We start from the raw sequence: 14,028 nt of genomic DNA on the forward strand, positions 1-14,028 counted from the left end.
GGGCAAATCTGGGGCTGGGTGGACAGCATGACGAAGTACCTCGTTATTGTTCTTATTGGCGAAAACGCATCGAGGCGTTTTTCGGGAGCTACATTTCAAAGCAGGATCGATGGCTGCGATTGAAACCATCCGTGGATCGACTCTAACGGTCGAACCTTTCGCTAACCTTTCATCGGGCTTTCACGGTTTTTCGGGCTTCACAGCAACGGATGCCGCTGTAAACTCCGCGCCAAAGAATGGCGTCGACCATCCCTGAATGAGGTAAAGATCCATGCGTGTCCTGCTCGTCGAAGACCATCTGCAGCTCGCTGAAAGCGTCGCCCAGGCGCTCAAGAGCACCGGCCTGACCGTGGATGTGCTGCACGACGGCGTGGCCGCCGACCTGGCGCTGGGCAGCGAGGAATACGCCATGGCGATCCTCGATGTGGGCCTGCCGCGCATGGATGGTTTCGAAGTGCTGGCGCGCTTGCGCGCACGGGGCAAAAACCTGCCGGTGTTGATGTTGACCGCGCGCAGTGACGTCAAGGATCGGGTCCATGGCCTGAACCTCGGCGCCGACGATTACCTGGCCAAGCCGTTCGAACTCACCGAACTCGAAGCCCGGGTGAAAGCCTTGCTGCGCCGCAGCGTGTTGGGCGGTGAACGCATGCAGCGCTGTGGCGTGCTGGCCTATGACCTGGACACTCGGCGCTTCACCCTCGGCGAAGAATTGCTGACCCTGACCTCCCGCGAGCAGGCCGTGCTCGAAGCGTTGATCGCCCGTCCAGGTCGGGTGATGAGCAAGGAACAACTGGCCTCCCAGGTCTTCGGCCTCGACGAAGAAGCCAGCCCCGATGCCATCGAAATCTACGTGCACCGCTTGCGCAAGAAACTCGACGGTCAACCTGTCGCCATCGTGACCTTCCGCGGCCTCGGCTACTTGCTGGAAAGCCGCGATGCATAAGCCCAGCAGCCTGCGCTGGCGGTTGCTATGGAACCTCGCGCTGTTGCTGGTGGTGCTGATGCTGGCGAGTGGTTTGAGCGCGTACTGGAACGGTCGCGAAGCGGCTGACACGGCCTATGACCGAACTTTGCTCGCTTCGGCACGCACCATCGCGGCGGGCCTTTCCGAACGCGACGGCAGCCTCAGCCTCGACGTGCCTTACGTGGCCCTCGACACCTTCGCCTACGACAGCGCCGGGCGGATTTTTTACCTGGTCAATGACATCAACCAGAAGCTGATTTCGGGATACGAAAACCTGCCGGGCCCACCCCCGGGGACGCCGCGTACCGATGATTATCCGGCGCTGGCGCGGTTCTATAACGCGACTTATCGGGGGCAGAACGTCCGCGTGGTCAGTCTGCTCAAAGCGGTCAGCGAACCGAACATGAACGGCATGGCGGAAATCCGCGTGGCGGAGACCGATGAGGCGCGCGTCAGCATGGCCCGCAGCCTGGCAGCAGATACGTTGTTGCGACTGGGCATGCTGGCGGTCGGGGCACTGATGATGGTGTGGTTTGCGGTCAGCGCGGCACTGCGCCCATTGGAGCGCTTGCGCACAGCGGTGGAAGAACGTCAGCCGGATGACCTGCGGCCATTGCCCTTGGTGGAAGTGCAGCACGAATTATGGCCGCTGGTAAGCGCGCTCAATCACTTTACCGAACGCCTGCGCGGGCAGTTCGAGCGTCAGGCGCAATTCATCGCCGATGCGGCCCACGAACTGCGCACTCCGTTGGCCGCGCTCAAGGCGCGTCTCGAACTGGGCTTGCGCTCAACCGAACCGCAAACCTGGCGCGACACGCTGGAAACCGCCGCCCAAGGCACCGATCGCTTGACTCATCTGGCCAATCAATTGCTCTCGCTGGCCCGTGTCGAAAATGGCGCCCGGGCGATTGCCGAGGGCGGCGCTCAATTGCTCGATCTGAGTCAACTGGCGCGGGAATTGGGCATGGCCATGGCGCCGCTGGCCCATAAGCGCGGCGTGGCCCTGGCGCTGGAAGCGGATGAACCGGTGTGGATGCGCGGCGAGCCGACCTTGCTCAACGAACTGCTGAGCAATCTGGTGGACAACGCACTGGCCCATACGCCCCCGGGTGGCAACGTCATTCTGCGGGTCTCGGCACCGGCGGTGCTGGAGGTCGAGGACGATGGTCCTGGGATTCCAGTTGATGAGCGAGATCGGGTGTTCGAACGCTTCTATCGGCGCAACCAGCAAGTGGCCGGATCAGGATTGGGGCTGGCGATTGTCGGCGAGATTTGCCGCGCGCACCTGGCGCAGATCAGCCTGCATGATGGCGAGCAGGCAGGGTTGAAGGTGCGGGTGAGTTTTATTGCCGGGGAGTGATCAGCGCTTTTTGTGGCGAGGGAGCTTGCTCCCGATGGGCTGCGAAGCGGCCCCAACTCATGCTCTCGGTATGCCAGATAAAACTCATGCGGCAATGTTGCGACTGCTGCGCAGCCGAGCGGGAGCAAGCTCCCTCGCCACAGGGATTGGCTCAGGCTCAGTAAAACATCGACCGGGTTTCTTCCAGATCGGCACACATCGCCTTGTTGTCAGGATCGATTCCAAGCTTTTTGAAGGACGGCACGCTGAAAGGGTCAATGCGTGAAATCGGGTGGTCGGTGTCTTTATGGCAATACAGGCTGGCCACTTGCACCAGATCGACATAGTCGACCTGCGCGGACTCTCGCTTGAAGTTCAGGTACAGCCGCGGCACCTGCACCAGCAGGTCCGGAAACTCCCAGACCCTGAGCAATTTATCGCCGAGGATCGGGTGAATCTGATCGATCACGTGATTGAGACTGACCGGGTCGGACAGCAGCTCATAGTGGTCTTCGGCATAGGTCAGGATCGGTAGTACGCCAATCTGATGCACCAACCCGCCGAGCGCCGCTTGATCGGGCTTGAGTTGGGTGTAGTTGCGGCAGAGCGCATAGCTGACGCCGGCGATTTCCAGGCTTTTGCGCCAGACTTCGCGCATTTTCTGTTCAACCACTTCGGAACGGGCATGGAAGATTTGTTCCATGACCAGGCCGATCGCCAGGTTGCTGCTGTAGTTGATGCCCAGGCGGGTGATCGCGGTGTGCAGTTCGGTCACTTCCTGAGTCGCGCGCAACAAGGGGCTGTTGACCACTTTGATCAGGCGCGCCGACAGCGCGGCATCGCGGCCGATCACTTTGCTCAGGGTGCTGATACTGATTTCCGGATCTTCAGCAGCCTTGCGAATCTGCAAAGCCACTTCCGGTAATGTTGGCAGAACCAGGTCATCGTTATCGATGGCCTCAACCAAATCCTGTTGGACCTTTTCCGCCAGCTCACTCATTTAATTTCTCTAGGTGTCGCAACAATGTACTGCTGTCAGCGCTGGATCTCGCGGTCGCGGTCCAATTGGTAAGGCAGGTCGAGCAAGTGCAGGGCAGGGCCGTCGAGCGCGCCGACGTGAATGTCGCCTGCCTCTGCAGCTTCGGCTTGCAATACGGCCAGCAGTTCAATGTTTTGCTCGGTGCGGGCGGCCAGTACCACTTCACCGATTGAGCTGCCGTGGCTCGGGGAAAACAGCTGAGTGCCGGGTTCAGGCAGTTCGCTGGCACCCAGTTGCAGGCGATACAAACGGCGCTTGAGTTTGCCCAGGTACTGCATCCGCGCGACGATTTCCTGGCCGGTGTAGCAGCCTTTTTTGAAACTCACGCCACCCACGGCTTGCAGGTTGAGCATCTGCGGGATGAACAGCTCGCGAGTGTTCGGCATGACCTGGCCGATCCCTGCGCGGATCTGACCCAGCAGCCATTGATTCAGATCGCCTTCGGCCAACAGGGCGGACAACTTGCCCTTGATGTCTGCGGCCTGATCGGCAGTGACCCACAGCTCGGCGCGATCAGGCGAAACACGAACAGCGATCAGCCTGTCGTTGCGCACTACGCTGTCGATTTCTGCCGGCAGATCCAGGCCGAGGCTGTTCAGCGCAGCGTCACCATGGTCGACGCCGAAACGGACCCAGGCAGTGCTTTCATCGGTCAGTTTGGACTTGGAGAACACGGCGTATTTTTTCAGGTCTGCCAGCTGCGGTTCCAGCAGCTCGCTGGCCATGGCCATGAGCACGCCATCGCCTTCGAGCAGAATGCGGAAGCTCGACTGCATCCGGCCCTTCTGTGTGCAGCGCGCGCCGAGGCCGGCCTGGGTATCGCTCAGGTAATTGAGGTTGCAGGTCAACTGGCCTTGCAGGAACTTGCCGGCGTCCGCACCGCGGACCGCCAGAACACCTTCATGAGACAGCGTGCAGAAAAAAGCAGAATCGGCCATGGGTCATCGCAGGGTAAAGAGTCTGGCGGACATGATAAGGGTGTGCCTTTGAAATGGGTAGTTCACAAAGGATCACATGTGCCCGACCAAAGCCGACTGTTCGACGAGGCGCGGGGCTGTATACTTGCGGCCTATTTGAGGAGCGCTCCATGGTCGAAGATGTTGAACTGAACCGCCTCTACTGGCACAGCCGCCGCGGCATGCTTGAGCTTGACGTGTTGCTGGTGCCGTTTGTGAAAGAGGTCTACCCGCACCTCAACCAGCTTGATCGCGACTTATACGTCCGATTGCTCGAATGCGAAGATCAGGACATGTTCGGCTGGTTCATGGAACGTGCCGAATCGGAAGATCCGGAACTTCAACGCATGGTTCGCATGATTCTGGATCGTGTCCAGCCCAAGTAAGGGTTGCGAATACCGCTGGCATGCCTCACGGCAGTTGCTGGCGGCGTATCTGCTGGCCCAGCTGTTCGCGCTGGGTGCGCTGTTTCTTCTCTCCATACCGCTTTGGGCCAGTCTGCTCGGCGCTGGTTGCTGCCTGCTGCATGGCGTTTGGGCGGTGCCTCGTCAGATCATGCTGACGCACCCGCAGGCGTTTTGCGGTTTGCGCCGCGACGCCGATGGCTGGCAGTTATGGAATCGGGCGGGGGGATGGCAACCGGCGCAGTTGCGCCCTGACAGCCTGGCGCTGCCATTGATCGTGGTGCTGCGTTTTCGTTTGCGTGGCGAGCGTCGGGTCAGGGCCATATGCGTGCCCCGGGATTCGCAGGCGGCGGATGTTCACCGACGCCTGCGGGTCCGGCTCAAGTTCAGTCGGCGTAGGTGGACGGCACCAGAATAGTGTCCAGGGCTACCGGCAGCATTTTCGGATAATCGAGGGTGTAATGCAGGCCACGACTCTCCTTGCGCTCCATCGCTGAGCGGATCATCAACTCGGCCACTTGAGCCAGGTTGCGCAGTTCGATCAAATCCCGGCTGACCTTGTAGTTACTGTAGAACTCGTCGATTTCGTCGAGCAACAAGCGCACTCGGTGCTGGGCTCGTTGCAGGCGCTTGTTGGTGCGCACGATACCCACGTAGTCCCACATGAAGCGGCGCAGTTCATCCCAGTTGTGCGCAATGATCACGTCTTCATCGGAGTCGGTCACCTGGCTCGCATCCCAGACGGGCAGGGCGACAGGCGCTGAAACCTGTGGCAATTGCTCCACGATGTCCGCCGCCGCCGAGCGCGCGTAAACGAAGCACTCCAGCAATGAGTTGCTGGCCATGCGGTTGGCGCCGTGCAGGCCGGTGAAGCTGGTTTCACCGATGGCGTACAGCCCCGGCACGTCGGTGCGACCCTGCTGATCGACCATCACGCCGCCACAGGTGTAGTGCGCCGCCGGAACCACCGGGATCGGCTGCTTGGTGATGTCGATGGAAAACTCGAGGCAGCGTTCATACACCGTCGGGAAGTGCGTCTTGATGAACTCTTCGGATTTGTGGCTGATGTCCAGATAGACGCAATCGACGCCCAGTCGCTTCATTTCATGGTCGATGGCGCGGGCGACGATATCCCGGGGGGCCAGTTCTGCCCTCGGGTCGAAGCGCTGCATGAAGCGCTCGCCATTGGGCAGCTTCAGGTGTGCACCTTCGCCGCGCAGGGCTTCGGTAATCAGGAAGCTCTTGGCTTGCGGGTGATACAGGCAGGTGGGGTGAAACTGGTTGAACTCCAGGTTCGCCACCCGGCAACCCGAACGCCAGGCCATGGCGATGCCGTCACCGCAGGCGCCATCCGGGTTGCTGGTATAGAGGTAGACCTTGGCCGCGCCGCCGGACGCAAGAATCACAAAGCGGGCGCCGTAGGTATCGACTTCGCCGGTGCCGCGATTGAGTACATAGGCGCCGAGGCAGCGATCGCCTTCCAGCCCCAAGCGCTTTTCGGTAATCAGGTCGACCGCGACTCGCTGTTCCAGAAGCTCGATGTTCGGCCGCAGTTTGGCCTGATCGAGCAGCGTTCTGAAAATAGCAGCGCCGGTGGCATCGGCGGCATGGATGATGCGGCGATGGCTGTGACCGCCCTCGCGGGTCAGGTGAAACTCGAATCCACCGTCTTCGGTGCCGGACTGTTCATCGCGGGTAAACGGAACGCCCTGGTCGATCAGCCATTGAATTGCCTCTTTACTGTGCTCTACGGTAAAGCGTACCGCGTCTTCGTGGCACAAGCCGCCGCCGGCATTGAGGGTGTCATCGACGTGGGATTCGACGGTGTCGGTGTCATCCAGGACGGCAGCGACACCGCCCTGGGCCCAGAAAGTCGAGCCGTTGGCGAGGTCGCCTTTGCTCAATACGGCGATACGCAAATGACCGGGCAAGGTCAGCGCAAGGCTCAAGCCTGCAGCGCCGCTGCCGATTACCAGAACATCGTGTTGAAACTGTTGGCTCATTTCAGGATTCCGCTCAAAGCGACCCGGGTCGGGGTAGGCGCCAGACATCTGGACAGGGCGAGTCCGGCAACCGCACAGCCCACTAGTATATAGAGGGGGGGAGCGGCACAATACCCGAGCCCATATGGCATTGTGAAACTACCGTGACAGAAAACATCTGACGCTTCGTCGGATGTTTTTTCGGCCGTTTCGGTGACCAGGAGACTGTATCGTGGATTTAACAGTCTTTTTCTATTCAAGGTTGCACAATGTCGGTTTCAGGCAGCTATAAATATTTGGAACTTTTGCCAAAGGCCCAAGATCAATAGACGGTTGCCTGAGTCAAGGAACAGTGTCGGGTTCAGGCAGGATCTGCGGTTGGATCCTATCAGCGAATCTGATGACAAGATTATTCGCGCAGCCGAGTCATCTCGCGCTGCGCTTTTCGTGCGTGCCGAATCAGAGCCCGCAGGAAACTTGCCTGGAGGGGGAGAACTTTTGCGAAAAGCCCGAGTCTATGTTTGCAAGTCCGGTCGTTTAGTTATGCAAGCCTCCTCCGAGCTTATCGAGGAGTGTTCATGCTAACCCAGGAAGAGGATCAGCAACTGGTCGAACGCGTTCAGCGCGGCGACAAGCGTGCTTTCGATCTGCTAGTGCTGAAATACCAGCACAAAATTCTCGGGTTGATCGTGCGTTTCGTGCACGACACCCATGAAGCCCAGGACGTGGCGCAGGAAGCCTTCATCAAGGCGTACCGCGCGCTTGGAAATTTTCGCGGAGACAGCGCGTTTTATACGTGGCTTTACCGTATCGCCATCAACACGGCGAAAAACTATCTGGTTTCACGCGGCCGTCGGCCGCCGGATAGCGATGTCAGTTCCGAGGATGCAGAGTTCTACGATGGCGATCATGGCCTCAAGGATCTCGAGTCGCCAGAACGAGCTTTGCTGCGGGATGAGATCGAAGGCACCGTCCATCGAACCATTCAGCAACTGCCAGAAGATTTGCGTACGGCGTTAACTTTACGTGAATTCGATGGTCTGAGTTACGAGGACATTGCGAGCGTCATGCAATGTCCGGTTGGCACCGTGCGCTCCCGGATCTTCCGCGCCCGGGAGGCCATCGATAAAGCCCTGCAGCCGTTGTTGCAGGAAAACTAGAGACAGCGGCGACAGCCAAGAGAGGAACGCCATGAGTCGTGAAGCCCTGCAGGAATCGCTGTCCGCAGTGATGGATAACGAAGCGGACGAATTGGAACTGCGTCGGGTACTGAGTGCCTGCGACGATGTTGAAACCCGTGAAACCTGGGCTCGTTATCAAATCGCTCGGGCAGTGATGCACAAGGATCTGTTGCTTCCACGTCTGGATATCGCAGCGGCAGTCTCTGCGGCTCTGGCTGACGAAGCTGTGCCGGCAAAAGTCTCCCGTGGTCCATGGCGTAGCCTGGGTCGTCTGGCGGTGGCTGCTTCGGTAACGGTTGCCGTACTGGCAGGTGTTCGTCTGTACAACCAGGACGAGATCGCTGGTGTCGAATTGGCACAGCAATCCAGCCAACAAAATCTGGCGGCTCCTCAAGTTAAAGGCCCGGCTGTTTTGGCAGGCTACAATGAGAGTTCGGAAGCCACTGGTCCTATGGCCAACGGCGTTTTGCAAGGTCAGCCAGGCTGGCACGATCAGCGTCTGCCAGGTTACTTGCGCCAACATGCTCAACAGGCTGCACTGAAAGGTACTGAGAGCGCTCTGCCTTACGCTCGTGCAGCAAGCCTGGAAAACCGTTAAGGAGGATCATGCGCGCCATACCTCTACTTACGCTTCTGCTCAGTGGCTGGTTCGTTGTTCCAGCCCACGCCGACGAAGCCCAGGACTGGTTGACCCGTCTGGGCAAGGCCGAGCAACAGCAAAGCTTTTTTGGTACCTTCGTCTACGAGCGTAACGGTAGTTTTTCTACCCATAACATCTGGCACCGTGTCCAGGATGGCAAGGTCCGCGAGCGTTTACTCCAGCTCGATGGCTCAGCACAGGAAGTCGTACGCGTTGATGGGCATACTCAATGCGTCAGCGGCATTCTGATCGCGGGGCTTGGCGATTCTCCCAGCTCCTCGGCACGTGCACTTGATCCGCAAAAGCTCAAGAATTGGTATGACCTTGCCGTTATTGGCAAGTCGCGTGTGGCTGGTCGACCTGCAGTGATCGTTTCGCTAACCCCTCGTGACCAACACCGCTACGGGTTTGAGCTGCATCTGGATAAAGAAACCGGCCTGCCTCTCAAGTCGTTGCTGCTGAATGACAAAGGGCAATTGCTGGAGCGATTCCAGTTCACGCAACTGGATACCGCAAACGTTCCTTCTGATGCCAGCTTGCAGCCCGGCGCCGATTGCAAGGCGGTCAACCTAGAAAGTGACAAGGCTTCTGCGGTCAAAACCGCTCAGGTTTGGCATTCGGACTGGCTCCCACCCGGTTTCGAGCTGACCAGCAGTACGGCACGCAAGGATCCAGAGACCAAAACCCAGGTCAACAGCTTGATGTATGACGATGGTCTGGCTCGGTTTTCGGTGTTCCTGGAGCCTTTGAACGGTGCCTCCGTCACCGATACCCGCACTCAGTTGGGGCCAACCGTTGCTGTCTCCCGGCGCTTGACCACACCGCAAGGTGAAATGATGGTCACGGTGGTCGGCGAAATTCCGGCAGGCACCGCTGAACGAATTGCGCTCTCCATGCGTAATAATGCCGCTGCAACCACGCAGTGAGCTCCAGTCGAAATGTTTCGTGAGCATTTCAGTTTGCAAAAATCCCCAAAATTTTTTATAGGTCAGAGCCCCTCGGCTCTGGCCTTGTTTGTTGTTCCCGGAACAAAAATACCGGCGTATCTTTCCCGGTGTTCCTTGATCCATATCGCTTAACCATGCTCGTCGTAACGGGAGCCGTATGTCGATACCACGCTTGAAATCTTACCTCTCCATTCTTGCCACCGTGTTCGTGCTCGGTCAGGCGGTCGCTGTTCAAGCGGTCGAATTGCCTGACTTCACTCAGTTGGTCGAGCAGGCATCGCCTGCGGTGGTCAACATCAGTACCACGCAAAAACTGCCGGACCGTAAAGTCAGCGAGCAGATGCCTGATCTCGAAGGTTTGCCGCCGATGCTGCGCGAGTTCTTCGAACGAGGCATGCCGCCGCAATCACGCTCGCCTCGTGGTGATCGTCAGCGTGAAGCAACCTCCCTGGGTTCAGGTTTCATCATCTCGTCTGATGGCTACATCCTGACCAATAACCATGTGATCGCCGATGCCGACGAAATTCTCGTGCGTCTGGCCGATCGCAGTGAAATGAAAGCGAAGCTGGTGGGTACCGACCCGCGTTCCGACGTCGCACTGCTGAAAATCGAAGGCAAGGATCTACCGGTGTTGAAGCTCGGCAAATCCCAGGATCTGAAAGCTGGCCAGTGGGTCGTAGCAATCGGGTCGCCATTCGGCTTTGATCACACGGTGACTCAAGGCATCGTCAGCGCCGTCGGTCGCAGCCTGCCGAATGAAAACTATGTGCCGTTCATCCAGACTGACGTGCCGATCAACCCAGGTAATTCCGGCGGTCCGCTGTTCAACCTGAATGGTGAAGTGGTGGGTATCAACTCGCAGATCTACACCCGTTCCGGTGGCTTCATGGGCGTATCGTTCGCTATTCCTATCGACGTGGCCATGGACGTTTCCAATCAGCTGAAAAGTGGTGGAAAAGTCAGCCGTGGCTGGTTGGGTGTCGTGATCCAGGAAGTTAACAAGGATCTGGCCGAGTCGTTCGGTCTGGAAAAACCGGCGGGCGCGCTGGTCGCGCAGATCCAGGATGACGGTCCGGCTGCCAAGGGCGGGCTGCAAGTCGGTGACGTGATTCTGACCATGAACGGTCAACCGATCGTCATGTCCGCTGACCTGCCGCACCTTGTGGGCGCATTGAAGGCTGGCTCGAAAGCCAATCTGGAAGTGATTCGTGAAGGTAAACGTCAGAATGTCGAGCTGACGGTCGGCGCTATTCCGGAAGAAGGCAAAGAGCTGGACTCCTTGCCAAAATCCAGTGCCGAGCGCAGCAGCAATCGCCTGGGTGTTTCCGTGGCGGAGCTGACCGAAGAGCAAAAGAAAACCTACGACCTCAAAGGTGGCGTGGTGATCAAGGAAGTTCAGGACGGTCCTGCTTCGATGATCGGCTTGCAGCCTGGTGATGTGATCACTCACCTGAACAATCAGGCGATCGAATCCACCAAACAATTCACGGATATCGCCAAGTCGTTGCCGAAGAATCGCTCGGTGTCGATGCGAGTATTGCGTCAAGGCCGTGCTAGCTTCATCACCTTCAAACTGGCCGAATAGTCCGGTTGTTGGCTAAATAAAAAACCGCCTCGAAAGAGGCGGTTTTTTTATGTCTGCTTTTTGTTTGAGGAGCCGATCAGCCCATCATGTCCTTGATCATGCGCTCCTGCTCCATCAGCTCTCGCTGGCGGGCATCGATACGTGACGACAACGGGAAGTTGCTGCCCGCCTTGCGCTTGGCAAAATCCAGTTGCTGGATGGCCTGACGATAGTCGCCCACCAGCGCGAAATATTCGGCGCGCGCCTGATGCAAGCCGATGATGTTGCCCGACAGGCCGCGAGTTTCTGCGACCTGATACCAAACGTCCGGATCGTCCGGGCGTGATTTGAGCAAGCCTTCGAGGGCCTTTTCAGCATCGGCGGCGCGATTCTGTTTCAGCAACAGGTCGACACGCACCTGGTTCAGCGGGTAGTTGCCGGGGTACTGGGTCAGCATCCGGTCAACACGGGCTTGTGCGTCCGGCAGCCGGTTGTTGGTAATGTCGAGATCGACCTGCGCGAGGTTGTAGATGATCTCGTTTGGCGCCTTGGCCAGCAGCAACTTGAGGTTTTCCCGTGCTTCGTTCAGTTGGCCGCCCTTGATCTGGGCGATCGCCAGGCCATAGCGAGCAACATCGCTTTTCGGGTTTTCATCCAGTAGGGCGCGGAAACGTTTGGCGCCCAGCCCAGGCGTTTCTTCATAGATCAGTTGGACCCGTGCGCGAATCAGCTGATAGCGCAGGGTGTCTTCGATGCCACCCTGTGGGGCCTGTTCGGCTCGGTTGCGGGTGTCAGCAATACGCGATTCGGTGACCGGGTGAGTCAGCAGGAATTCCGGTGGCTTGGCATCAAAGCGGTATTGACGCCCCAAACGTTCAAACATGGTGGGCATCGAGCGCGGGTCGTAACCGGCCTTTTCCAGGTTGACGATGCCGATGCGGTCGGCTTCTTGTTCATTCTGGCGGGAGAACCGTCGCTGTTCCTGAATGGCCGCTGCCTGCGTACCCGCAATGGCGGCGATCCCGGCATCGCCACCACCGGCCGCTGCAATCACGATCCCGGCCAGCAATGCGGCCATCATTGGCACTTGCATGCGCTGTTGGGCTTCAACGCCACGGGCAAAGTGACGTTGCGACAAGTGAGCCAATTCGTGCGCCAGTACCGAGGCATATTCGCCTTCGGTCTGGGCGTTAAGGAACAGGCCGCCGTTTACCCCGACAATCCCGCCCGGTGCCGCAAAGGCGTTGAGCTGAGGGCTGTTGATCAGGATGAACTCCAGGCGCCTGTCGTTGACCTGACTGGTTTCTACCAGTCGATAAACGCTGGATTCGACATAGTCCTTGAGCTGCGGATCGTTGAGCTGCGCTACCTGGCTGCGCAACAGCGCCAGCCATGCGCGGCCCAATTGATATTCCTGTTGCGGCGAGACAATGGCAGAGCTGGCGTCGCCGAGTGACGGCAGGTCGTCGGCAAAGCCCGGTGAGGCGAGCAGGCAAGCGAGCGTCAGCAGGGTAGGGCGCAAAAATGTCATGCACAAAGCCTTAGTCGACAAAGACCTTACTGTAGCCGGACACCAGCCTTGCGACCAGATATTCTAAGCAACTCAACCACCCGACCCGGAGTTATGCAATGACCGACGCTTTAGCCCATGACGTTGAGCTGGACGCCAGCGGCCTGAATTGTCCGTTGCCGTTGCTCAAGGCCAAGATGGAACTCAATCGCCTGGCCAGTGGTGCGGTGCTCAAGGTCATCGCAACGGATGCGGGTTCGCAGCGTGACTTCCGCACCTTTGCCCGATTGGCGGGTCATACGCTGCTTCGCGAAGAAGATGAGGCGGGCGTTTACCGTTACTGGTTGAAAAAAGCCTGAAACCTGCTGCGTTTGTTCATAAGGATTATTGATGTTCAAAGTGTTACGCGACTGGATTCAGCGCTACTTCTCTGATGAAGAAGCCGTGGTTCTGGCAGTCCTGCTGTTCCTGGCGTTCACGGCCGTGTTGACGCTGGGCGGCATGCTTGCGCCGGTGTTGGCAGGGATGGTGCTGGCGTATCTGATGCAGGGGCTGGTAGTGACCCTTGAACGCATGCGGGTGCCGGGTGGGGCGGCGGTGGGGCTGGTCTTTGCCCTGTTCATGGGGTTGTTGCTGGTGTTCATCGTGGTCGTGGTGCCGTTGCTCTGGCATCAATTGATCACGCTGTTCAACGAATTGCCGGGCATGCTCGCCAAGTGGCAGTCGCTGCTGCTGTTATTACCTGAACGCTATCCGCATCTGGTTTCCGATGAGCAGGTGCTGCAGGCCATTGAAGTGGCGCGGGGCGAGATCGGCAAGTTCGGCCAATGGGCGCTGACGTTCTCGCTGTCGAGTTTGCCGCTGCTGGTGAACATCATGATTTATCTGGTGTTGGTGCCGATCCTGGTGTTTTTCTTCCTCAAGGATCGGCAAATGATCGGGGAATGGGTGCGCGGATATTTGCCCCGTGAGCGGGCGCTGATCACCCGCGTCGCCCATGAAATGAACCGGCAGATCGCCAATTACATTCGCGGCAAGGTCATCGAGATTTTCATCTGCGGTGGCGTGACGTATATCGCTTTCGTCGTGTTGGAACTCAACTACGCGGCGCTACTGGCGTTGCTGGTCGGGGTGTCGGTGGTGGTGCCCTACGTCGGGGCCGTGGTGGTGACCGTACCGGTGCTCCTGATTGCGCTGTTTCAGTGGGGCTGGAGCGATCAGTTCATCTATTTGATGGCGGTTTACGGGATCATTCAGACGCTGGACGGCAACGTGTTGGTGCCGCTGTTGTTCTCGGAAGCGGTCAACCTGCATCCGGTGGCGATTATTTGTGCGGTGCTGTTGTTTGGCGGGTTATGGGGCTTTTGGGGAGTGTTTTTTGCGATTCCCCTGGCGACGCTATTCAAGGCTGTGCTCGATGCTTGGCCGCGCAAGGAACCGATAGTGGCGCCGCTGCTTTAGAGTGTAAAAAGATCACAGCCTTCTGTAGGAGCTGCGGAAGG

Annotated in this window: 14 protein-coding genes; 10 read left to right on the top strand and 4 right to left on the bottom strand. The window is 58.5% G+C overall.

Annotation, left to right across the window (positions count from 1 at the left end; translation table 11 throughout):
- Positions 1-271 precede the first annotated feature (271 nt).
- Positions 272-943 (top strand): response regulator, encoded by a 672-nt coding sequence (locus tag KGB21_RS21455; RefSeq protein ID WP_034150069.1) that lies wholly within the window; start codon positions 272-274, stop codon positions 941-943.
- Positions 936-2,324, top strand: coding sequence for a sensor histidine kinase (locus KGB21_RS21460; RefSeq protein ID WP_223506647.1), 1,389 nt, complete (start codon positions 936-938; stop codon positions 2,322-2,324). Before KGB21_RS21455 ends, KGB21_RS21460 begins: the two co-directional genes overlap by 8 nt.
- Before the next feature lie 157 nt (positions 2,325-2,481).
- Here the strand turns inward: KGB21_RS21460 and KGB21_RS21465 are convergent, their stop codons facing one another.
- Together KGB21_RS21465 and KGB21_RS21470 are read right to left on the bottom strand one after the other, a co-directional pair.
- Positions 2,482-3,303, bottom strand: a complete 822-nt coding sequence (locus tag KGB21_RS21465; RefSeq protein WP_034150067.1) for an HDOD domain-containing protein — start codon at positions 3,301-3,303, stop codon at positions 2,482-2,484.
- Positions 3,304-3,338: 35 nt separating this feature from the next.
- On the bottom strand, positions 3,339-4,280 hold the full coding sequence (locus KGB21_RS21470; RefSeq protein ID WP_223506648.1) for a YgfZ/GcvT domain-containing protein: 942 nt from the start codon (positions 4,278-4,280) through the stop codon (positions 3,339-3,341).
- Between the two features lie 149 nt (positions 4,281-4,429).
- On the opposite strand from KGB21_RS21470, the gene KGB21_RS21475 reads away from it, so the two are divergent.
- Complete coding sequence (locus KGB21_RS21475; RefSeq protein WP_034150065.1) at positions 4,430-4,684, top strand: succinate dehydrogenase assembly factor 2; 255 nt, start codon at positions 4,430-4,432, stop codon at positions 4,682-4,684.
- On the top strand, positions 4,668-5,120 hold the full coding sequence (locus KGB21_RS21480) for a protein YgfX (RefSeq protein ID WP_223506649.1): 453 nt from the start codon (positions 4,668-4,670) through the stop codon (positions 5,118-5,120). Before KGB21_RS21475 ends, KGB21_RS21480 begins: the two co-directional genes overlap by 17 nt.
- On the opposite strand, the gene nadB is transcribed toward KGB21_RS21480, so the two are convergent.
- Positions 5,089-6,705, bottom strand: coding sequence for an L-aspartate oxidase (gene nadB, locus KGB21_RS21485; protein WP_223506650.1), 1,617 nt, complete (start codon positions 6,703-6,705; stop codon positions 5,089-5,091). The genes KGB21_RS21480 and nadB overlap by 32 nt on opposite strands.
- A 557-nt stretch (positions 6,706-7,262) precedes the next feature.
- Here nadB and rpoE point away from each other — a divergent pair.
- The 4 genes from rpoE (at position 7,263) to KGB21_RS21505 (ending at position 11,037) form a co-directional block, all read left to right on the top strand.
- Positions 7,263-7,844 carry an RNA polymerase sigma factor RpoE gene (gene rpoE, locus KGB21_RS21490; protein WP_003172477.1) on the top strand — a complete coding sequence of 194 codons (582 nt, stop codon included), beginning with the start codon at positions 7,263-7,265 and terminating at the stop codon, positions 7,842-7,844.
- A gap of 31 nt (positions 7,845-7,875) precedes the next feature.
- A complete protein-coding gene (locus tag KGB21_RS21495) occupies positions 7,876-8,463 on the top strand; it encodes a sigma-E factor negative regulatory protein (protein ID WP_034150062.1) in 588 nt (195 codons plus the stop codon).
- An 8-nt stretch (positions 8,464-8,471) separates the two neighbouring features.
- Positions 8,472-9,431: a MucB/RseB C-terminal domain-containing protein gene (locus KGB21_RS21500; protein ID WP_034150061.1), complete on the top strand. Its 960-nt coding sequence runs from the start codon at positions 8,472-8,474 to the stop codon at positions 9,429-9,431.
- Positions 9,432-9,609: 178 nt separating this feature from the next.
- Positions 9,610-11,037 (top strand): DegQ family serine endoprotease, encoded by a 1,428-nt coding sequence (locus tag KGB21_RS21505; RefSeq protein ID WP_223506651.1) that lies wholly within the window; start codon positions 9,610-9,612, stop codon positions 11,035-11,037.
- A 76-nt stretch (positions 11,038-11,113) separates the two neighbouring features.
- On the opposite strand, the gene KGB21_RS21510 is transcribed toward KGB21_RS21505, so the two are convergent.
- Entirely contained in the window at positions 11,114-12,547 is a 1,434-nt protein-coding gene (locus KGB21_RS21510) for a M48 family metalloprotease (protein ID WP_034150059.1), read from the bottom strand.
- 98 nt (positions 12,548-12,645) lie between these two features.
- Between KGB21_RS21510 and KGB21_RS21515 the strand changes: the two genes are divergently transcribed.
- Together KGB21_RS21515 and KGB21_RS21520 are read left to right on the top strand one after the other, a co-directional pair.
- Positions 12,646-12,885 carry a sulfurtransferase TusA family protein gene (locus KGB21_RS21515; protein WP_034150058.1) on the top strand — a complete coding sequence of 80 codons (240 nt, stop codon included), beginning with the start codon at positions 12,646-12,648 and terminating at the stop codon, positions 12,883-12,885.
- Positions 12,886-12,916: 31 nt separating this feature from the next.
- Positions 12,917-13,987, top strand: coding sequence for an AI-2E family transporter (locus KGB21_RS21520; protein WP_034150057.1), 1,071 nt, complete (start codon positions 12,917-12,919; stop codon positions 13,985-13,987).
- Positions 13,988-14,028: the final 41 nt, after the last annotated feature.

The organism is Pseudomonas sp. GL-RE-29 (genome assembly GCF_019947275.1).
In the GTDB taxonomy this organism is placed as follows: Bacteria; Pseudomonadota; Gammaproteobacteria; order Pseudomonadales; family Pseudomonadaceae; genus Aquipseudomonas; species Aquipseudomonas fluorescens_A.